Here is a 19,242-nt window from a genome sequence, read left to right on the forward strand (position 1 = left end):
ATCCAGGACTTTATGCCGCTTTGCATTCCTCTACAGCAAATCCGCCGCCAATTGGGCCAGTTTGGAGCGTTCCCCTTTTTCGAGCGTAATATGACCGCTGATGTTTTCGGCTTTGAACTTTTCGACGATATAAGTCAGGCCATTGCTGGATGCGTCCAGATACGGGTGGTCGATCTGTTCGGGATCGCCCATCAGGATGATTTTGCTTCCTTCCCCGACCCGGGATACGATCGTTTTGACTTCATGCCGGGACAAATTTTGCGCTTCGTCCACGATGATAAACTGCCCCGGGATGGACCGGCCGCGGATGTAGGTCAACGCCTCGACTTGGATGCTGCCGAGCCCCATCAGGATTTTGTCGATGTCGCCCGATTTTTTCGTATCGAACAAAAACTCCAGGTTGTCGTAAATCGGCTGCATCCATGGACGCAGCTTCTCGTCCTTTTCCCCGGGGAGATATCCGATATCCTTGCCCATCGGCACGACGGGCCTGGCGATCAGCAGTTTTTTGTACTTGTGCTCGTCTTCCACTTTCATCAGCCCCGCCGCCAGCGCCAGCAGCGTCTTCCCCGTGCCCGCCTTACCCGTGATGGTGACGAGCGGAATGTCGTCGTTCAGCAGCAGCTCCAGGGCCATGCGCTGCTGGGCGTTTCGGGCGCATATGCCCCATACGGGGTCGTTACTCAAATACAGCGGCTCCAGCCGGGTGCCCTCGGCATTCACCTTTAACAACGCCGATTTCGTGCTGCCCATTTCATCCTTGAGAATGACGAATTCATGCGGATGAAGCGGATAGGAAAGCTGGAGCGGCTTGACCGGCAAAAAGCGGTACGAATAAAATTCGTCGATCACCGACGGATGCACCTTCAGCTTGAGGTTGCCTGCGTAAAGATCGTCCGGTCCCGCCGTCCGGTCCGACAAATAATCCTGCGTATTGAGGCCCAGCACGTCGGCTTTAATCCGGACCAGCACGTCCTTGCTGACGAGCACGACTTCGGAGGGATCCTCTTTTTCGCCCTCTTCCATATGATAATTCAAGGCCACGGCGAGTATGCGGTTGTCGTTGGTAATTTCCCCGAACATCTCCTGCACCTTGAGAAAACTTCGATGATTCAGTTCCACCTTCAGGCGGCCGCCGTTGTATAATTCAACCCCGCTGTGCAGATGCCCGACTTCCCGCAGCTGATCGAGCAAGCGCGACACGGTCCGCGCATTGCGGCCGATTTCGTCCGCATTGCGTTTTTTGGAATCGATCTCTTCCAGCACCACGGCGGGAATGACGACTTCATGCTCGTCGAAAGCATAAATCGCTTTGGGGTCGTGAAGCAGCACATTGGTATCGAGCACAAAAATTTTTCTCATACTTTCTCCCTCCACCAAACTCATAATGAACACATAAATTATTCCGTCATGGACATCCTAAGTTACAATTCGCCATTAGAATCTATGACCTGGAAAGGACGATCACATATGAGAATGCTTCTGCTTGTCGTGCTGGCATTGGCTGTCATTAGCGGCTGTAACAACGCTCAGAACAAAAACGCATCACCCTCTCCTCAAAATAAACAAGGTCCGGCGGCCGCCTCTGCCAACGATAACCGGGTTAGGCTGCAATCAACCGACAATGCCGCCGATCATACGACAGACCATGCAGCGGATTTGTCGATCAAAAACCATCTGGAAGCTTTGGCCGAACGCGTGGCCGGCGTCAAAAAGGCGCATGCGGTCGTGTTCGGCAACACGGCGGTCGTCGGCATCGACGTGGACGGCAACCTTACCCGCTCCCGCGTAGGAAACATCAAATATTCGGTTGCCGAAGCGCTCCGCAAGGATCCGCGCGGGAAAAACGCGCTCGTGACCGCCGACATGGATTTGTCGCACAGAATCGCAGAGATCGGCGAGCATATCCGGAAAGGCGAACCCGTCTCCGGCTTCGCTTCCGAGCTGGCCGACATCGTCGGACGAATCGTTCCCCAGCTTCCTAAGGACGTCAAGCCGCGGAACAACGGAACTACACCGGCTGCTCCGACGCCTAACCGCTAATGACCCGAGGGAAAATTCCGCAAAACGCAACATTTTCCGCGCGAAATGAAGAAAAAGCCCAGTGAGATGCTCACTAGGCTTTTTCATTATTCGCATGCGGACGCAAGCAACGGCGTCCTGCTTATGAACCGGCAGGCCGGCAGCTGCTGCTTTCGGTTGGATGGCATATAACGGATGAGTGCAACGTGCAACTGCTTCGGACATCTTTACCGACCTCCTGTACAGGTTCCAGTGTACTCTATTATATTAGGTGGCTTCGCAAATATTGCACCCAAGTTTTAGGGATTCGCGTTTTCGGCGCCGTCCGCCTGGACAAGTTTGCCTTTCCCCGCCATTTCGTCTTTCAGCGCCTGTTTTGCTTTGTCAAGCTCCTCGTCGTTCACGTAAACGTAAGGACTTCTCCACGTGCCCGTAATCGGCATGAACTTGACGTCTTCCTTATTCACCTTCCAGTAGGTGGCGATCATGTTTTTAAGCTGATCGTTTTCGATGTCGGTTTCCATGTTTTTGTCCATGGCTTTCAGAACTCCGCCCAGGCTCGTTACGCCCTTGAAGGTTTGCATTTTGTCGATCAGCGCGTGCAGCACTTCGTTTTGCCTGCGGTTGCGGTCAAAATCGTCGGAAGCTTTCGTCTTCGGACGGCAGTTGGATTTGCGGTAACGCACGTAATCCAGCGCTTTCGTCCCGTCAAGCTTCTGCTCGCCTTTTTTCAGGTTAATATTCGTGCCGTCGGCGGTGTCGCGGTAACACATGTCGGCATCGACGTTGATGTCCACGCCGCCCAAAGCGTCCACGGCATCCCGGAACCCTTGGAAATTCAAAACCGTCACGTAGTCGATCGGAATGTCCATATACTTGCTCATCATCGTTTTCATTTCGTCTGTCGCTTTGACGCCGGATTCCTTCTCCTTCGACAGGAAAATCGGATAATAGGCGTTCGCCTTATTCGACTTATAGCCTTTAAGCTCGATCTTCGTGTCGCGCGGGAGCGAAACGACCGTTACCGTTTTGGTATCCGGATTAAACGCGGTCACCATGATGACGTCGGACAGATGCGTGCCTGTTTTCGGACGGTAATCCGTGCCGAGCAGCAGCATCGTCACCGGCTTCACTTTAGCCGACTTTTCGGGCGGAACCGGATTGTTGTTTCCGGTGTTGAGCACGCCGTTTTCGGCTTCGAAATACAGGTAACCGGCGTAACCGCCTACGGATAGCACGGCCAAAATGACCACGCTCAACACCAATTTCAAAAATGTTCTTAATCCGCTTTTCTTTTTTCTCTTTTTAGGCGGCTGTTTGCTCTGTCTGCTGCCACTTTGAGATCGTGGAGGTAAATGATTATTGCTGGGACTCATCTCAAACACCTTTTTCATTTATTTTGAGTTATTCTCTCTATAAACGACGACGCCGCGAAAAAAGTTTCAAAAGAGCCGCAAGGGTTGCAGCGGATTAACCTCTTTTTGCTGCTGCCTCCGCCTTCTTTTTCTGGCGGCCTTCCACGAAATACCGGACGCGCACCAGAAGCATCAGGGCTACCGCAACAAGCAGGCACTGGATGATCGGAAGCTTGTCATGCTGGAAGATGAGCAGCATCCCCGATCCGAGCGCCATCAGGATATACAGCAATATTTCCTTCAGCAGGGGAAGCTTCTGCTTGACGCGGAACACTTTATTGTAGACGTACGTAATCAACACGAAAATGATAATGTAAGACACGACTGGATGCGATGCAAACCAGGCTTGCATGTGCGGTACACTCCTTTCGGCAACGGGCCGGCGGACCGGCCCATTCGTTCATTACAGATTGGCGTCGGCCATTTTGCGATGCTTCTCGGCACGTTCGCGTTCGCTTTTGTTCAAAATTTTCTTGCGGAGACGGACCGACTTCGGCGTAATTTCGCAATACTCGTCGTCGTTCAGGTACTCCAGCGCCTGCTCTAGCGAGAAAATGCGCGGCGTCTTCATTTTTACTGTATCATCTTTTGTCGCCGAGCGCACGTTTGTGAGCTGTTTCTCCTTGCAGATGTTGACGACGATATCGTTATCGCGGTTATGTTCGCCGACGATCATGCCTTCGTAAATTTCGGTGCCCGGCTCCAGGAACAGGATGCCGCGGTCCTCGACGCTCATCATGCCGTAGAACGTGCTTGTCCCGGTCTCGCTGGATACGAGCACGCCTTGGTGGCGTCCGCCGACCTGGCCGCTGTGCAGAGGTCCGTAGCTGTCGAATGCGTGGTTCATCACGCCGTATCCGCGCGTCAGCGTCAGGAAATGGGTGCGGTAGCCGATCAGGCCGCGGGCAGGGATCAGGAATTCCAAACGCACCTGTCCGTTTCCGCTATTGACCATGTTCACCATTTCCGCTTTGCGGGAACCGAGGCTTTCCATGACCGCGCCCATGCTTTCTTCAGGCACGTCGATCATGAGGCGTTCGATCGGCTCCATCTTTTTGCCGTCGATTTCGCGCACGATGACTTCCGGTTTGGATACCTGCAGCTCGTATCCTTCGCGGCGCATGTTTTCGATCAAGATGCCGAGGTGAAGCTCGCCGCGTCCGGAAACGATGAACGCATCCGGGCTGTCGGTTTCTTCCACGCGCAGGCTGACGTCCGTTTCAAGCTCCTTCATCAGACGTTCGCGCAGTTTGCGGGAGGTGACCCATTTGCCTTCGCGTCCCGCGAACGGGCTGTTGTTGACGAGGAACGTCATTTGCAGCGTCGGCTCGTCGATTTTAAGCACCGGCAATGCTTCCGGATGCTGCGGGTCGGCAATCGTTTCGCCGATGTTGATGTCTTTGATGCCGGCGATGGCCACGATGTCCCCGCCTCCGGCTTCTTCGATTTCGATCCTTTTCAAGCCCTGGAAGCCGAACAGCTTCTCGATGCGGGCCGTCTTGCTTTTGCCGTCGCGCATAATGACCGTCACGGATTGTCCTTGCTTGATGATGCCGCGGTTGACGCGTCCGATCGCGATGCGGCCGAGATATTCGTTGTAGTCCATCAAAGTCACGAGAAATTGCAGCGGCTCATCCACTTTTTCGGTCGGAGCCGGAATATGGTCGATGATCGTTTCGTACAAGGCAAGCATGTTTTCATCCTGCTTTTCTGCATCCATGCTTGATGTGCCGTTCAGGGCGGAAGCGTACACTACGGGGAAATTAAGCTGATCGTCGTTGGCTTCGAGTTCGATGAACAGATCGAGCACTTCGTCGATCACTTCCGCCGGGCGCGCTGCCGGACGGTCGATTTTGTTGACGACGACGATCGGGGTCAGGTTTTGCTCAAGCGCTTTGCGAAGCACGAATTTGGTCTGAGGCATGCAGCCTTCATAGGCGTCAACCACCAAAAGCACGCCGTCGACCATTTTCATGATCCGTTCCACTTCGCCGCCGAAGTCGGCGTGTCCCGGGGTATCGACAATGTTAATCAAATAATCTTTATACGTAATCGCCGTGTTTTTGGCCAAAATGGTAATCCCGCGTTCCCTCTCCAAATCGTTGGAGTCCATAGCCCGCTCCTGCAAATGCTCGTGCTCCCCGAAAATGCCGGATTGCTGCAGAAGCTGGTCTACCAGCGTCGTTTTACCATGGTCAACGTGGGCAATAATTGCAATGTTGCGGATTTTATCTCTTGAATGCATGACGTTTATCCAGATCCTTTCCCTTTCAAATCAATGCGGAATGTCTTTCACCAAAAGAAGCGCCGGGCGGTAATGCCGACGCTTCAACATATCCCTTATATTATAGTGAAATTTCAGAAAAAAACAAGCTTTTTGTATTTACTACCAGCCCCGGTTCCACTTGTTGCCGCGGGATCTCCCTTTGCCCGAAATGAACCATATGCCCAGCGCGATGAGCAGGACGGCCAGCACGTAAATCGCCCCGGTATGCAGCAAAGTAAAGAAAAGCAGCACCAAGGACACGACGCCGAGAAACAGCGCGATCAGCAGGACGCCCTCCGGTTTGGGCGACTCGAACATATGGTATTCGTACACGCCCACGGCAATGCCGAGCAAAAACATCGGCCAAAGATACGACAGCAGGTCGAACCCCCAAAAATTGCAAATGGCGAACAGCAAACCGTATACGACCAGCGCGCCGCCCGGAATCAGCACGTACGCCCGCGCCCTTTTGCCGAAAAACAGCAGATGAAGCAGCAAGCCGACGATGATGATCGCAAACGGCCATAAGGTGCGTCCCAAAAAACCGAACACGCCCAATTTCCCCAACAAAATGACAACCCCGGCAATCACGATAAACAGCCCAAGCCTTACATCGTTTTTGGAGGACATTTTCTCCACCCTCTTTTCTCCTGTACCTTTGCGTTTCGTTTCTGCAGCAAACGACATCTTTTCACCATTAGTTTATCTGAAATAGAACGAAAAAACCATATTCGTCCCGTAAATTTTTTACAGCCGAAGTGATGGAAATTGTAAAAATCCTCAAACAAAAAAAGCCGGTATGAACCGGCTTTTGCGGGTAAGCTATGAACGGCGGAGCGACAGCCTCCGGAACCCTCCGGCGGCTATGATCAGCGCCGTCAGCAGCGCGGGTACCAGCTTGTGCAGCTCGGGCATGAGGGACGAAAGCAGCATTCCCGTCCGGGAGTCCTGCAGCAGCATCTCTCCGGCGGTGTAGCCCAGGATGCCCGCCCCTAAATAAACGAGCACGGGATAACGGTGCAGCATCCCGACGATCAAATTGCTCCCGAAAACGACGATCGGAATGCTGATCGCGATCCCGATGACGAGCAGGGCCAAATCACCGTTGGCCACGCCCGCCAGAGCCAGCACGTTATCGAGGCTCATGATGAAATCCGCGGCCAAAATGCTGCGCACCGCCTTCCACATCGATGCGGAGTCGCCCATCCGTACGTCCTCTTTGTCGTCTGCAAGGAGCTTGTACGCGATCCAGAACAAAAGCGCGCCTCCTCCTGCCTGAACGAACGGAATCTTCAGCAGAAGGACGGCGACGAACGTCAGGACGCATCTGAGGGCGACCGCGCCGAGCGCGCCCCACCATACCGCCTGCTTCCGCTGCCGCGGCGGCAAATTTTTGCTCGCCAGCGCAATGACGACGGCGTTATCCCCGCTTAGCACCAAATTGATCATCAGGATTTGGACAAGCAGCCATATCGAATCCAACGGTCAACACCCCCACACTTACTCCTATGCCTTCGGCGTCCAAGCTATGCTTGACTATCGTTCAAAAATTATCCTATAATGAATCCGATTTATCAGGCTCCGTTTACAGTCATGACGAGGAGTGACCCGATGTGGAAGCTGTACTGCCTTTTTTGGCCAAATTGGTCAATATCGTGTTTTTGGATCTCATTTTAGCTGGCGATAACGCCATCGTCATTGGCCTGGCTGCGAGGAACCTGCCGTCCTCGACGCAGAAAAAGGCTATTTTTTATGGAACCGGAGGCGCTGTCCTTCTTCGAATCGTCGCGACCATCGTGGTCGTGTGGCTGCTCAAAATCCCGTGGCTGCTTCTGGTCGGCGGCATCCTGCTGATCGGCATCGCCTACAAGCTGCTGGTGGACGATGACGACCACACCGATATTAAAGCGGGGCGCACGCTGTGGGGAGCGATACGGACGATCATCGTGGCGGATGCGGCGATGGGACTGGACAACGTCATCGCGGTTGCCGGTGCAGCTGACCAAAATATCGTGCTCGTCATCCTCGGCCTGCTGGTCAGCGTGCCGATCGTCGTATGGGGCAGCACGCTGTTCATCAAATTGATCGAACGTTTCACCTGGATCATCTATCTGGGATCGGCCGTGTTAGGGTTTACCGCGTCCAAAATGATCACGGAAGAAAAACGGATCCATCCCTTCTTCGAAGACCATCCGGCGATCCGGATCGCATTTATGGCGGTCGTCATTATCGGCGTGCTGACAGCCGGATTTTTGAAAAAACGGTCGGACCAGCGGAAAAAGAAAAACGAAAATTCATTCGGTTGAGTACGCGAAAGCAAGCCGCGTTTGACGCAAAAAAGCCGTCCCAGGCATACGCCCGGGGCGGCTTTTGGCATATAGGAAGCTTAAAACCAATCTTCCTGGATGGTTTCCTCGTCGCGGTCCGTTTCAATGACCGACCTTGGCGTCAGCACGACCGATTCGGTGCGCCGTACCGCATCCTCCAGCATGGTCGGCAGATTCTCCAGCGAAGCCTCGATCCTTTCGACCACGTGCAGGTTCGGGTTGGTCGTCGGAGACTTCGGCACAAAAAGCGTGCAGCAGTCTTCATACGGCAGGATGGAAAGATCATACGTGCCGATTTGCTTGGCGATGTCCATGATTTCGTTTTTGTCCATCGTGACCAGCGGACGCAAGAGCGGAAGCTCCGTCGCGCGGCCGATGACGTTCATGCTCGGCAGCGTCTGGCTCGCAACCTGTCCGAGGCTGTCGCCGGTCACGATCGCAAGCGCGCCTTCTCGTTCTGCCAGCATGGTGGCGATCCGCAACATGGAGCGTCGCATCAGCGTTATGATCAAATTATCCTGGCCGACGGTCGTAAAAGAGGTCTGGATTTCGGTAAACGGAACGAGATGGATTTTGATTCGGCCCGAGTAGCCCGAAAGCACCTTGGCGAGCTCCATCACTTTTTCTTTGGCCTTCCGGCTCGTGAAAGGATAGCTGTAGAAATGGACGGCCTCCACTTCCAAGCCGCGGCGCATCGCGGAATAACCGGCGACGGGGCTGTCGATGCCCCCGGAAAGCAGCAGCATGGCTTTGCCGTTGCTTCCGCGCGGAAAGCCGCCGGCCGCGGGAATCACTTCGCAGAAAATATACGTGCCGGTCTCGCGGATTTCTATCCGCAGCTCCAATTCGGGATCCTTCATGCTGATTTTGAGCTGTTCGAATTCCTGAAGCAGCGGAGCTCCCACCAAATGGTTCATTTCATGCGAGGAGTAGGGAAACTTTTTCCATACCCGCCGGGCCGAAACCTTGAAGGTCGTGCCGTCTTTCAGCGGCATTTGCTTCAAAAAGGAGGTGCTTGTCTCGACGATGGCGTCCAGCTCCGACGGACAGACGATAACCGGGCTGACCGAATAAAGGCCGAACACTTTTTTCAGCTCCTTGATCATCGACTCCGAGTCCTCGCCGTTGATCACGATGTACAATCTGCCGTATTCCTTTTGGATCGTTGCGGCCGGAAACGGGCGAAGCACCGATTTGACGTGCTTTAACACCGTATTTTCAAAACGGTTCCGGTTTCTTCCTTTTAACGTAAGCTCTCCGAAACGGAGAAGCAGCATATCGTATTTCAAATTAATTCATTCCTTCCTGTCTTAACGGCTGCAGCCGGTTTACCGCATCGCTTAACGCGCGGATCAGCTGCTGCAGCTCCTCATGCGTATTGGTCAATCCCATGCTGATCCGGACGGCGCTCGAAGCGGCATCCGCGCTCCGCCCCATCGCCAGCAGCACCTTGCTGGGCTCTGCCGTTTTCGACGAGCAGGCGGATTTGGTCGAAACGAGCGCCCCGTGCTCCTCCAGCGAGTGAAGCAGCACTTCGCCTTTCATCCCCGGAAAAGACATATTGACGATATGCGGAGCCCCTTCCTCGAAGCTGTTCAGCTCAAGGCAGGGCTGGGTGCGGATCCAAGCCATAAGCTCGTCCCGCAACGCCCCGACCCGCGCCATAAACGTCTCGGTTTGCTCGGAGGCCATCCGCATCGCCTTCGCCGTCGCCACGATGCCGGGGATATTTTCGGTCCCGGCCCGCATGCCCGATTCCTGTTTACCTCCCGTCAAAAGCGGATGAAGGGAAATCCCTTCCCGCTTGTACAGGATGCCCGTTCCTTTCGGACCGCGGATTTTGTGGGCCGATAACGTATAAAGATCGGCTCTCCACGCCTCCAACCGTACCGGCAGCTTCCCGAATCCTTGCACCCCGTCGATATGGAACACCGTCAAAGGGTTGGCTTCTTTTACCGCCCGCCCGATCTCCTCAAGCGGTTGAACGGCTCCCGTTTCGTTGTTCACATGCATGACGCTGACCAGGATCGTGTCCTTCCTGACCGCGGACGCAACCTCGGCCGGATCGACCCTTCCCTTGCCGTCGACGGGCAAAAACGTCACCTCGAATCCCTGACGCTCCAGCGCAAGGCAGCTGTCGTAAACGGAAGGATGCTCGATGGACGTCGTGACGATATGTTTGCCGCGGCCCGCGTATTGCATCGCCGCCCCTTTGATGGCCATGTTGTTGCCTTCGGTCGCGCCCGAGGTCCAAACGATTTCGGATGGTTTCACGCCGAGGGACGCCGCGCATACCTCCCGCGCCCTTTTGATCAGCTTCGCCGCGTCTTCCCCCATGCGGTGGATGGAGGATGGGTTGCCGTAATGTTTTTTCATGACCTCGGCCATCGTTTGGATGACCTCGTCATATGGCGGCGTGCTGGCCGCATGATCCCAATATACCATGTTCACTCACCCTCCCATGCGTATTTTCCGGACAATATAAAGAGATCAAACGGAAGGTTCGTTTTGCCAAATGAAGTCCGTAACCCGTTTTCCCCCGTTTGATCCCGTATTGAGTTTGCCTATCGTTTTATGCTTCGTATTTTAAGCGCGCATCCGCAACCTTGCGGATATATTTTCTCGTCTCCAGCGGAAGCATGTCAAGTTTGTCCATCAGCTGCGCATCGGTCGATACCCCGAGCTTGGCGAGCCGGTTCGGCCCGGCGTTGTATGCGGCCAATGCCATGTTCACCTGTCCGTCGAACCGCTTGATCTGATAAGAAAGATAACGCGTGCCCGCATCGATGTTTTGGGCGGGATCGAACGGATCGGTGACGCCGAGTCCGGCGGCGGTTCCGTCCATCAGCTGCATCAGACCCTTCGCCCCGGCCGACGACACGACGTTCGGATTAAAAGAAGACTCGGTGTCGATCACCGCTTTGATCAAAGCTTCATCGACGCCGTATTTGCGGCTGGCCTCCCGGATCAGGTCGTCATAGGCCGTCGGGCCCGACTTTTGCACGGCATGCCGGCTTTCCGGGCGGATGTCCGAGGCCTCCGCGTTTGCCGACGGGCTTAGCTGCTGCCACAACAATCCGTCGCTGTACGTCACGCCGGGCGCCTTGGGGTGAACCGACGCATCACTGCTTGATGTACCATCTATAGACGACTGCACGTATTGCTTCAACATGACGTCAAAACCGGAGCCGCTCCCGCTCTGCAGAATCTCTTGGATAAGCTCGTCCCGATTTTGAATACGGCTGGTATCCTGAAGCGAAGACGGCTGCTTCGCGGTTGCCGAATCGATCTGCATGCTAACATAACCTCATTTTCATCAATGTAATGGAGTGCTTTACGTTATTTTATCATGCTACCGGCGATGTACGCCATATTTCCGCGAAATATTATGTATTTTGACAATTCTCCTTCTTCCATCCGAAAACGGATCAACATCCATAAAAAAGCGCCCCTCTGCTGCTTGCAGCAGGAAGGACGCCTTCGGTCTTGGCCGGCAAATTATCTTGCGTACGGAATAAGGACAAAATAGCTGATCGTAGCCAAAATCCCAAGCCCCATGCCCCAGGCTCCCCACGCTTTTTTTCCTTTGGAGTAAGCGTAGAAGCCGGTTGCCGCGGCAATCGGTCCGAGAACGATGGACCACATAAACAGGGATACGACGCCGCAAGCTACGCTGATGTAGCCGGCTGTTCTGCCCCAAGTATCTTCCTGCTCCCCATCGGTGCTCTCGTCGATTTCGTAACGGGTTGACTTCGGCGGCGCAACTTCGGCGGCATATTCCTCCCGGTGGTTGTCGCGGCGCGGAAAATCCTGGCGTTCCCGTTTCGGCTCAAGCTCTTGTTCCTTTTGCGGCTGCTCTTGCTCTTCATGTTGGCGTAAATCGTCCATCGGAATACCTCCCTGCAACTGGTTGGTGAAAATGCGGACTGCGGTTAAGATGATTTCGGTTTGAACGTCAGGCAGCAGGTAGCGGAAGAATTCGGAGCATAGTCCTTATGCTCGGCGAAATGCTCGTGCCCGAACTCTTCGCTGTACTTCGCGGAAGCATGTTTGTCGATTTCAATCAGAATCTGTTCGGCTTTGCAGACGTTTTGCTCGCCCCAATAACTGCAGTTGCTGACGCTGCATCGGACAATGGTTCTTGGATCATTCATGTTTAGGTCACCTCACCTACCATTGTCTCCTTGCGAACGGTCATATATACCGCAAAGCCCTTGTCAGTTGCTGGCCGGAGTATATAAATCAAGGATGGCCGGGGCATGTATGGCAAGGAAAGACGGAACTTCATTTTCTCGTTGACAGCGTTTCCAATTTGATGTAAATTTCAATAAAGATTAAATCATTTTATATTTTAGTAAAGTATCTAAAAACGGAAAGGAGTCTTGCCAACATGCCGAAAAAGAAAAAAATCATTGCCTCTCTGTTATTGTCTGCCATGCTTCTTCTTCAAACGATCGTTCCTGTAAGCGCTTCAACCTGGAATTTGACGGGGGACACCAACGTTCACGACCCGGCCTACATCGTGGAGAACGGCACGGGAACCCACTGGGTTTTCAGTACCGGATCAGGCATTCAGGTCCTCTACTCCACCGACGGGAAAAACTATCAGCGCTCGCTCCCGATCTTCAAGGAAAAGCCGGCCTGGTGGAGCAATTATGTGCCGAATCAAGCGGGATTGGACGTTTGGGCGCCCGACATTTTTTATTACAACGGGACGTATTATTTGTACTATGCGATCTCCACGTTCGGTTCCAAAGTATCCGCCATCGGCCTCGTCACGACAAATTCGATTTCCGGGGGGATATGGAAAGACCAGGGACTCGTCATGTATTCGAATGACGCTTCCAGTTACAATGCGATCGACCCCAACGTGACGCAGGACGAAAAAGGAAACCTATGGATGGTATTCGGCTCCTGGAGCAACGGAATTTACATCACGGCCATCAATAAGGATACGATGAAACCGACGGGCAATTCCTACCGGATCGCCACCAAATCGGGAGGGATCGAAGCGCCGAATCTCGTATACAACCGCGATACGGGCTATTATTACTTGTTCGTATCGATCGGAAAATGCTGCTCCGGCCTTGACAGCACTTACAAAGTGGCGGTCGGCCGTTCCAAAAGCGTGCTTGGACCGTTCTACGACAAAAACGGGGTCGATATGAAAAACGGCGGGGCTACCGTCATCGACAGCGGCAACGTCGCTTGGATCGGGCCCGGTGGACAAGACGTGAACGGCACGAACGTCATCGCCCGGCATGCGTACAGCGCGGCGGAGAACGGGGCGCCGAAGCTGCTCATCAGCGATTTGTACTGGGATGCGGACGGCTGGCCGTATTATAATTGAGCACTTAGCGTCGGGCATACAAAAAAGCGAGTCTCGGAATTCCCCGGGCTCGCTTTTGCATGTTCGCACTCGATTGGCGGTTTTATGCATGGGAACGCTGGTTTTGCATTCTGCGCTCCGTCAAATAGTCGCTTTCATAATAGGTAAGGTCGTCTCTAAGGTCTTCGAACACTTTCGTAATGTCCAGAATAATGTCCCGCACCGGACGCACAGGTTTCACGCGGAAACGGATCGCGTCTTGCCCGGTGTAAGCGTAGCGGCCATCCTCGGAATAGCTTTCGCTTTTCGGGTAAAAAAAGTTATTCACGCAGTGGTGATATACGTTATAGAGAGCTTTCTCAGCGAATTCGGCGTCGAAATTGGCGCGGCGCAGCGCGACCCCAAGCTTCTCCGAAGAAACCTCGCAAAATACGAGCAGATGGCGCAAATCCGACAAAAACCCTTTGTAAAAATGAACCGTTTCCTCGTTGGCGTCTGCGGCCAGCTGCGGAAGCGAATGTTCGTTCAGAAATACCTCCAGCTTTTCGATCGCATACTTCAGCTTCTCCTTCGTCGTCTCACACAACTTTTGAACATTACCTGCTGACATCGCTAATTTGCTCCCCCTTAATGGTTCCTTCAGTCCAAATACTGGCATCATACAAATAAACCGCTTTACAGCATCATTTTTCCATGTACTATCCTAACACAAATTATGGTAAAGCGGTATCCCTTTTGAAGGAAACGCCCGGACAAAAACAGCCTACCCTGAACGCAAGAATAAAATGCCCCTTCTTTCCTCACGATAAAGGTAATTTCATTTTCAGGAGGTTTATCTTATGTCCCGTCGCACTTGGGCGGGCATCGGCATTGCCGCAGCGGCCGCAGCGCTGCTTCTCGTGATGCAGGTGCCCCATTCCGCCGATACCCATACCCGCAAGCAGGCTTCGGAGCCGGTCGTACCGAACCCGAAGCAGGAACATATGTCCAAGCATAGCTTGATGGCGCAAGACATCGATTCAACGGACCGGTTAACCCGCCTGGATGCCAAGCAGCATTTGGTTTCGATGATCGAAAGACTCGGCGATGCGGGTCCGGCGCAAATTACGGACGATATCCGAAAGCTGCAGAAATCGCATGATCATTTTACCATGATTATATGGCAGGAAGCCAAACACGGCAAACAGCGCGTATACGACGCCGCCAAAAACGACTGGAGCGCCGATGACAGGAAAACGCTGAAGGGATATTTGAGCAAGGCCGAAAGCAGCATCCATCAGCAGCGTTCCTACGAATCGCCTTCCTTCAAACTGGACGGAAAACAATATTTCGTGATCGCCGAACCCTCCAAGAACAAGCCGAAGCAAGGCGTGATCGCCCTGATGAACCAAAAAATATTGACCGAAGTGGCAAACCACCAGAAAAAAAACCTGCGGCTCATCCCGTACCCGAAAGAGGGAAAATACAAGGTGGAATCGGTTCATGCCGATACGCTGCGGGACATTACCGTCCGTACGGGGCACGACAACGAAAAAGCGAGCCATTTTTATGAAAACGAAATCGTCGTTCGTTTCCGCCAGGATCCTACCCGGCAAGAGATGAACCGTATCATGGGTGAGCTTCGCGCGGAATCCTCGCGCAAACTGGGTTACGCTTATGTGTTCCATGCCAGCGGGATGGACTACAGCCAGCTCAAATCGTACTTTTTGAAAAACTGGAATCCGTTATATGTCGAACCCCACTATTTGTACATGACCAACGACAAAATCAAGGAGAAAACAAGCAGCCTGCCCAACGTGCCGAACGACCTGCTGTTCGCAAAATACCAATGGAACCTGCCCGCCATCGAAACGAACCAGGCCTGGGATCTGTCCCGCGGCAGCAGCGACGTGATCGTGGGGATCGTGGATACCGGCGTCGATTTGGATCACCCCGACCTGCAGGGCCAGCTGATGACCGGATACAACGTGATTGACCCGGCATCCGACCCGATGGACGACGTCGGCCACGGAACGCATGTCTCGGGCATCATCGGCGCGCTGGTCAACAATAACGAAGGCGTTGCAGGCATCAGCTGGTACAACAAAATGCTTCCGGTCAAAGCGCTCGACAAATCGGGTTCAGGCACGACCTATTCGGTTGCCGAAGGCATCATCTGGGCGGCCGACAACGGCGCTAAGGTCATCAACATGAGCCTGGGGAACTACGCGGATTCGCAGTTTCTGCACGATGCCGTCAAATACGCCTTCGATAAGGACGTCGTGCTCGTCGCCGCCTCCGGAAACGACAATACGGAACGTCCGGGCTATCCGGCAGCTTATCCGGAAGTGCTCGCCGTTGCGGCGACCGACTCCAACCTGAAGCGCGCATCGTACTCGAACTACGGGGATTACATCGATGTGGCGGCCCCCGGAACCAGCATTGCCAGCACCTATCCGGGGAACCAGTATGCGGCCTTGTCGGGAACTTCGATGGCAAGCCCGCATGTCGCTGCCATGGCCGCCTTAATCCGTTCCCAGAATCCGGACCTCACCAACAAACAGGTGATGGACATCATGCGCAGCAGCACCGTGGATCTTGGACCCAAAGGAAAAGATAAATATTACGGCTACGGATTGATCGACATCTATAAAGCGCTGCAAGCCGCAGGAACGACGGAAGCGCCGCTCCAGTTCTGGCCGCAGCATGTTCAAAAAAAGATGGAGTCGGTCGTTCAACCGAGCCCGTAAGCTTGGAAGCGGGTTACGGAATCCGCATGCGCCTATACGGCTTTCAAAAAAAAGCAATCAGCCCTTCACGGCGGATTGCTTTTTTTGTTCATATCTTATTCGGACCAAATCGATGTTTCGGGTGGCAAAACTTGAAGTCAAGCCCGGCCGTTTGCCAGGTCAGCCCATCGAATGCGGAGTGCGGGGTTAACGTCTGCCGCCCCGAGAATTGCGTTTCATGCTTGTCGTCACAGGGCCCGTATATTCGTCTTTCACGACATAATTGCAAATATGCTTGGGTACGGGTACGCAATGATGTCTTTTCACGATTTGAACCGTGTGGACGACAGGAACGATTTGAGGATAATAATAATCCTGGTAAACGACGGATGGATCTGTATAAACCGGGTCCGTTGGCGGACAGTGGAAGCAGTTGTTATACATGGATAAGCAGCTCCTTTCGTGATTTAGTACAGTTTATTATGGTTGATTCGCCTCTGTTTGTACTAATGCCCTTGTTTACGAGGTGTTTGACTAAATCAGGCTCGTCTTTCAGACCCGGAAAAGAAAGCAGCATAAAAAACCCGCCGCAATGGGGCCCTTGGCTTCCTAGCCGACTCAGGCTCCCCGCGGGGGTACGAAAATGATAAATGGTTATAAATCAGAATGTTGCAAAATTCCATCGGACATAAAAAGGCGGCATTCCGGTACAACCGGACATGCCGCCTTCAAACGAGTTCAAATGAATGATACAGTTGTTGCAGTTTGGAAAGTTTTACGTAAGCCGGGTTCTGTGCTCGTTGCGGTACGGACGGGAACTACCCTCCCGCAGATAAGCGACAATCATCTATCTAGGCCAACCATTGCTGATTGGCTCAAGCGACCAACCCGAACGCGCCTCGGGCAAAGGCTGCTTCAGTAAGAAGCTGCGTTCCATTAGGTCTTGCTCCAGGTGGGGTTTACCAGGAACGATGTCACCAGCGTTCCTCGGGGTCTCTTACACCTCGGTTCCACCCTTGCCTGATCCGCTCGGATGAGCGGCCATCGGCGGTCCATTTCTGTGGCACTATCCTTCAACTCGCGCTGACTGGACGTTATCCAGCACCCTGCCCTATGGAGCCCGGACTTTCCTCTCGCGGCGCCTTACGCGCCGCCAGCGATTGTCTGTCAAACTTTCCGGACAACTATATTATAGTATACTAGGAATTCGAATTCGTTTCAATCCTCAACTGTCTGGAAGCATTGGAGGATTTCGCCTGGATGCGAATTCACATGAAGCGGAACGGCTCGGTATTGACGGCCGACGCGATCACTTTCGTGTCGTACCGATGTTTGCCCAGCTGCTCCTGCAGCCAATCCGCAACCTTTGCCTTCATGATTTTTTCGGCATTGTGCCCCGGATCGATCAAAGCGATCCCGGCAGCCAATGCATCCTGCGCCGTATGGTAGTCGACGTCGCCCGTGACGAGCACGTCGGCCCCGCGGAAACGGGCCGCCTGGTAATATCTGCTGCCCGATCCGCCGATAACGGCCGCCTTTTTGACGATCCGGTCGGGATCGCCGACAACGCGGACATGAGGCACGTCCAGCTTTTCCTTGACGACCTGCGCAAACGCGGCCAGCGTCATCTCCGACTCCAGCTTCCCGGTTCGGCCAAGACCGTATGCCTTCCCTTTCAAATCAAGCGGGTACACGTCGTAAGCGACCTCTTCGTAAGGATGCGCTTTAAGCATCGCCTGAATGACGCTGCCGCGGATGCCGTGCGGCACGATCGTCTCGATCCGCACTTCCGCGGCCTGCTCCATGTTGCCGGCGGAACCAAGGAAGGGGTTCGTACCCTCCTGCGGCAAAAAGGTTCCGGTACCGTCGACGTTAAAGCTGCAGTGGCTGTAGTTCCCGATCGATCCGGCACCTGCATTCAGCACCGCCTCACGGACCTGGTCGGCATGGGTCGCCGGCACGAACACGACCAGCTTGTACAGCTGTTCCCGCTGGGTTTCGTCGACAGGCACGGGGTTTTGGATGCCAAGCGCTTCCGCCATCCAATCGTTCATGCCCCATTCGGCGTTGTCTAGATTGGTATGCGCGATGTATACGGCTATATCATGCTTGATGAGCCGCTCATATACTTTCCCTGCGGGAGAATCGGTTTGAATATGCCTTAAAGGACGGAAAATGATCGCATGGTGGGCAATGATCAAATCGGCCCCCGCTTGGATCGCCTCATCGACGACCTCTTCGTTGACGTCCAGCGCGACCATAACCGTGCGGATTTCTTTCTGCAGCGTTCCAAGCTGGAGCCCGATCCGGTCCTTGTCGTCCGGATAAGCCAAATGTTTGGGAGCCAGCTGCTCCATATATTGAATTACGGTCTGTCCTTTTGCAAACATGCGAGTACCTCCTTGATCTGATCCATCTCCATCTGCACCTGTTTTGCTTTTAGTGCCGCGGATTCCAGTTTCGAGACGGACAACGAGTCCAAAATGCCCTGCAGCTTATCCAGCTCTTGGTTCCATTTGTCGATCAAAACCGGCGTCGGCTCCTTGAGCAGCCAAGGCCCCATGCGCAGCAGAAGGTCCCGGGTCACCGTAAAGGTGCCTTCGCCGCCGCTTTTCGGCCATTCCTGGTCTTCATATAAAAGGCGATTGCTGATTCGCTGGTCCGAAAGTTCGGGAACCGCGGTCAAAATTTCATATATCTTCCCGTCTTCTTCCAAAATGCATTCGGACGTCAGCAGCCAGCCATGTTCCATGAGCCACCGGCGGAGAATGTCCTCGCCGACGTTCGGCTGCAGGATCAACAGTTCGACTTGTTCGAGCTTGTCCTCGCCGCGATCCAGAATGTTCGCGATCAGGCTGCCCCCCATGCCCGCAATCGTCACGACGTTGGCCTCACCCGCTTCGATGACCGCCAAGCCATCGCCCTTGCGGACCGAAATGACGTCCGTAAGGCCGGCTTCCGCCACTTGTTTGGCGGCGGCTTGCAACGGCCCGTCGTTCACTTCTCCGGCCACGGCCCGGACGGCCCGCCCGGATTGCACCGCGGCCACGGGCAGCAGCGCATGGTCCGAACCGATGTCCGCCAGCGCGCATTCCTTTGGTATGAGCTTCATGATCGTCTCTAGTCTTCTTGATAATTTCATATCGCACCCACGCATCTTTTTTTGGTTTTTATA

At 53.9% G+C, this 19,242-nt stretch carries 19 protein-coding genes and 1 other RNA gene; 4 read left to right on the forward strand and 16 right to left on the reverse strand.

Features of this window, described 5'->3' with window-relative positions; all coding sequences use genetic code 11:
- Window positions 1–30: 30 nt before the first annotated feature.
- Window positions 31–1,362: a PhoH family protein gene (locus KI367_RS01925; protein ID WP_036713526.1), complete on the reverse strand. Its 1,332-nt coding sequence runs from the start codon at window positions 1,360–1,362 to the stop codon at window positions 31–33.
- 108 nt (window positions 1,363–1,470) lie between these two features.
- On the opposite strand from KI367_RS01925, the gene KI367_RS01930 reads away from it, so the two are divergent.
- Window positions 1,471–2,043: a YhcN/YlaJ family sporulation lipoprotein gene (locus KI367_RS01930; RefSeq protein ID WP_212947178.1), complete on the forward strand. Its 573-nt coding sequence runs from the start codon at window positions 1,471–1,473 to the stop codon at window positions 2,041–2,043.
- Window positions 2,044–2,321: 278 nt separating this feature from the next.
- On the opposite strand, the gene KI367_RS01935 is transcribed toward KI367_RS01930, so the two are convergent.
- From KI367_RS01935 to KI367_RS01955, 5 genes are all read right to left on the reverse strand, one after another.
- On the reverse strand, window positions 2,322–3,398 hold the full coding sequence (locus tag KI367_RS01935; protein WP_212947179.1) for an LCP family protein: 1,077 nt from the start codon (window positions 3,396–3,398) through the stop codon (window positions 2,322–2,324).
- 94 nt (window positions 3,399–3,492) lie between these two features.
- Window positions 3,493–3,789, reverse strand: coding sequence for a YlaH-like family protein (locus KI367_RS01940; RefSeq protein WP_212947181.1), 297 nt, complete (start codon window positions 3,787–3,789; stop codon window positions 3,493–3,495).
- A gap of 51 nt (window positions 3,790–3,840) precedes the next feature.
- Window positions 3,841–5,682 carry a translational GTPase TypA gene (gene typA / locus KI367_RS01945; RefSeq protein WP_212947183.1) on the reverse strand — a complete coding sequence of 614 codons (1,842 nt, stop codon included), beginning with the start codon at window positions 5,680–5,682 and terminating at the stop codon, window positions 3,841–3,843.
- A 141-nt stretch (window positions 5,683–5,823) separates the two neighbouring features.
- The gene (locus tag KI367_RS01950; protein ID WP_036713540.1) at window positions 5,824–6,333 is read right to left on the reverse strand and encodes a hypothetical protein; all 510 of its coding nucleotides are present in this window, start codon (window positions 6,331–6,333) and stop codon (window positions 5,824–5,826) included.
- 192 nt (window positions 6,334–6,525) lie between these two features.
- Window positions 6,526–7,185, reverse strand: coding sequence for a TerC family protein (locus tag KI367_RS01955; RefSeq protein WP_212947185.1), 660 nt, complete (start codon window positions 7,183–7,185; stop codon window positions 6,526–6,528).
- Between the two features lie 131 nt (window positions 7,186–7,316).
- Between KI367_RS01955 and KI367_RS01960 the strand changes: the two genes are divergently transcribed.
- Window positions 7,317–8,009 carry a TerC family protein gene (locus KI367_RS01960; RefSeq protein ID WP_212947187.1) on the forward strand — a complete coding sequence of 231 codons (693 nt, stop codon included), beginning with the start codon at window positions 7,317–7,319 and terminating at the stop codon, window positions 8,007–8,009.
- 80 nt (window positions 8,010–8,089) lie between these two features.
- On the opposite strand, the gene thiI is transcribed toward KI367_RS01960, so the two are convergent.
- From thiI to KI367_RS01985, 5 genes are all read right to left on the reverse strand, one after another.
- Window positions 8,090–9,319, reverse strand: a complete 1,230-nt coding sequence (gene thiI / locus KI367_RS01965) for a tRNA uracil 4-sulfurtransferase ThiI (RefSeq protein WP_212947189.1) — start codon at window positions 9,317–9,319, stop codon at window positions 8,090–8,092.
- A 1-nt stretch (window position 9,320) separates the two neighbouring features.
- Window positions 9,321–10,475: a cysteine desulfurase family protein gene (locus KI367_RS01970; protein ID WP_212947191.1), complete on the reverse strand. Its 1,155-nt coding sequence runs from the start codon at window positions 10,473–10,475 to the stop codon at window positions 9,321–9,323.
- A 127-nt stretch (window positions 10,476–10,602) separates the two neighbouring features.
- A complete protein-coding gene (locus tag KI367_RS01975; protein ID WP_036712285.1) occupies window positions 10,603–11,325 on the reverse strand; it encodes a lytic transglycosylase domain-containing protein in 723 nt (240 codons plus the stop codon).
- Window positions 11,326–11,528: 203 nt separating this feature from the next.
- Entirely contained in the window at window positions 11,529–11,918 is a 390-nt protein-coding gene (locus KI367_RS01980) for a hypothetical protein (RefSeq protein ID WP_036712287.1), read from the reverse strand.
- A 44-nt stretch (window positions 11,919–11,962) separates the two neighbouring features.
- Window positions 11,963–12,184: a DUF1540 domain-containing protein gene (locus KI367_RS01985; protein WP_036712290.1), complete on the reverse strand. Its 222-nt coding sequence runs from the start codon at window positions 12,182–12,184 to the stop codon at window positions 11,963–11,965.
- Between the two features lie 236 nt (window positions 12,185–12,420).
- Here KI367_RS01985 and KI367_RS01990 point away from each other — a divergent pair, with 236 nt between their 5' ends.
- Complete coding sequence (locus KI367_RS01990) at window positions 12,421–13,380, forward strand: family 43 glycosylhydrolase (protein ID WP_212947193.1); 960 nt, start codon at window positions 12,421–12,423, stop codon at window positions 13,378–13,380.
- An 82-nt stretch (window positions 13,381–13,462) separates the two neighbouring features.
- Here KI367_RS01990 and KI367_RS01995 read toward each other — a convergent pair whose 3' ends face one another.
- Window positions 13,463–13,969, reverse strand: coding sequence for a YpuI family protein (locus tag KI367_RS01995; protein WP_036712295.1), 507 nt, complete (start codon window positions 13,967–13,969; stop codon window positions 13,463–13,465).
- 229 nt (window positions 13,970–14,198) lie between these two features.
- Between KI367_RS01995 and KI367_RS02000 the strand changes: the two genes are divergently transcribed.
- Window positions 14,199–16,088 carry a S8 family peptidase gene (locus tag KI367_RS02000; RefSeq protein WP_212947195.1) on the forward strand — a complete coding sequence of 630 codons (1,890 nt, stop codon included), beginning with the start codon at window positions 14,199–14,201 and terminating at the stop codon, window positions 16,086–16,088.
- 186 nt (window positions 16,089–16,274) lie between these two features.
- Here the strand turns inward: KI367_RS02000 and KI367_RS02005 are convergent, their stop codons facing one another.
- The 4 genes from KI367_RS02005 to KI367_RS02020 form a co-directional block, all read right to left on the reverse strand.
- Window positions 16,275–16,511: a hypothetical protein gene (locus KI367_RS02005; RefSeq protein WP_036712301.1), complete on the reverse strand. Its 237-nt coding sequence runs from the start codon at window positions 16,509–16,511 to the stop codon at window positions 16,275–16,277.
- Between the two features lie 321 nt (window positions 16,512–16,832).
- Window positions 16,833–17,243: RNase P RNA component class A (gene rnpB / locus KI367_RS02010), an RNA gene on the reverse strand.
- Between the two features lie 92 nt (window positions 17,244–17,335).
- Window positions 17,336–18,457, reverse strand: coding sequence for a Nif3-like dinuclear metal center hexameric protein (locus KI367_RS02015; protein WP_212947199.1), 1,122 nt, complete (start codon window positions 18,455–18,457; stop codon window positions 17,336–17,338).
- Window positions 18,433–19,209 carry a tRNA (adenine(22)-N(1))-methyltransferase gene (locus KI367_RS02020; RefSeq protein WP_036712378.1) on the reverse strand — a complete coding sequence of 259 codons (777 nt, stop codon included), beginning with the start codon at window positions 19,207–19,209 and terminating at the stop codon, window positions 18,433–18,435. The genes KI367_RS02015 and KI367_RS02020 overlap by 25 nt, the downstream gene beginning before the upstream one ends.
- Window positions 19,210–19,242 lie beyond the last annotated feature (33 nt).

Source organism: Paenibacillus cookii, assembly GCF_018333375.1.
GTDB lineage: Bacteria > Bacillota > Bacilli > Paenibacillales > Paenibacillaceae > Paenibacillus_AQ > Paenibacillus_AQ cookii.

Bases quoted from the DNA above. Each gene is read 5' to 3' on its own strand.
- KI367_RS01940 (WP_212947181.1), bottom strand. From the start codon at position 3,789: ATGCAAGCCTGGTTTGCATCGCATCCAGTCGTGTCTTACATTATCATT.
- KI367_RS01950 (WP_036713540.1), bottom strand. From the start codon at position 6,333: ATGTCCTCCAAAAACGATGTAAGGCTTGGGCTGTTTATCGTGATTGCC.
- KI367_RS01935 (WP_212947179.1), bottom strand. From the start codon at position 3,398: ATGAGTCCCAGCAATAATCATTTACCTCCACGATCTCAAAGTGGCAGC.
- KI367_RS01985 (WP_036712290.1), bottom strand. From the start codon at position 12,184: ATGAATGATCCAAGAACCATTGTCCGATGCAGCGTCAGCAACTGCAGT.
- KI367_RS02020 (WP_036712378.1), bottom strand. From the start codon at position 19,209: ATGAAATTATCAAGAAGACTAGAGACGATCATGAAGCTCATACCAAAG.
- KI367_RS01980 (WP_036712287.1), bottom strand. From the start codon at position 11,918: ATGGACGATTTACGCCAACATGAAGAGCAAGAGCAGCCGCAAAAGGAA.
- KI367_RS02005 (WP_036712301.1), bottom strand. From the start codon at position 16,511: ATGTATAACAACTGCTTCCACTGTCCGCCAACGGACCCGGTTTATACA.
- KI367_RS01925 (WP_036713526.1), bottom strand. From the start codon at position 1,362: ATGAGAAAAATTTTTGTGCTCGATACCAATGTGCTGCTTCACGACCCC.
- KI367_RS02015 (WP_212947199.1), bottom strand. From the start codon at position 18,457: ATGTTTGCAAAAGGACAGACCGTAATTCAATATATGGAGCAGCTGGCT.
- KI367_RS01930 (WP_212947178.1), top strand. From the start codon at position 1,471: ATGAGAATGCTTCTGCTTGTCGTGCTGGCATTGGCTGTCATTAGCGGC.
- KI367_RS01995 (WP_036712295.1), bottom strand. From the start codon at position 13,969: ATGTCAGCAGGTAATGTTCAAAAGTTGTGTGAGACGACGAAGGAGAAG.
- KI367_RS01970 (WP_212947191.1), bottom strand. From the start codon at position 10,475: ATGGTATATTGGGATCATGCGGCCAGCACGCCGCCATATGACGAGGTC.
- KI367_RS01990 (WP_212947193.1), top strand. From the start codon at position 12,421: ATGCCGAAAAAGAAAAAAATCATTGCCTCTCTGTTATTGTCTGCCATG.
- typA (WP_212947183.1), bottom strand. From the start codon at position 5,682: ATGCATTCAAGAGATAAAATCCGCAACATTGCAATTATTGCCCACGTT.
- KI367_RS01975 (WP_036712285.1), bottom strand. From the start codon at position 11,325: ATGCAGATCGATTCGGCAACCGCGAAGCAGCCGTCTTCGCTTCAGGAT.
- KI367_RS02000 (WP_212947195.1), top strand. From the start codon at position 14,199: ATGTCCCGTCGCACTTGGGCGGGCATCGGCATTGCCGCAGCGGCCGCA.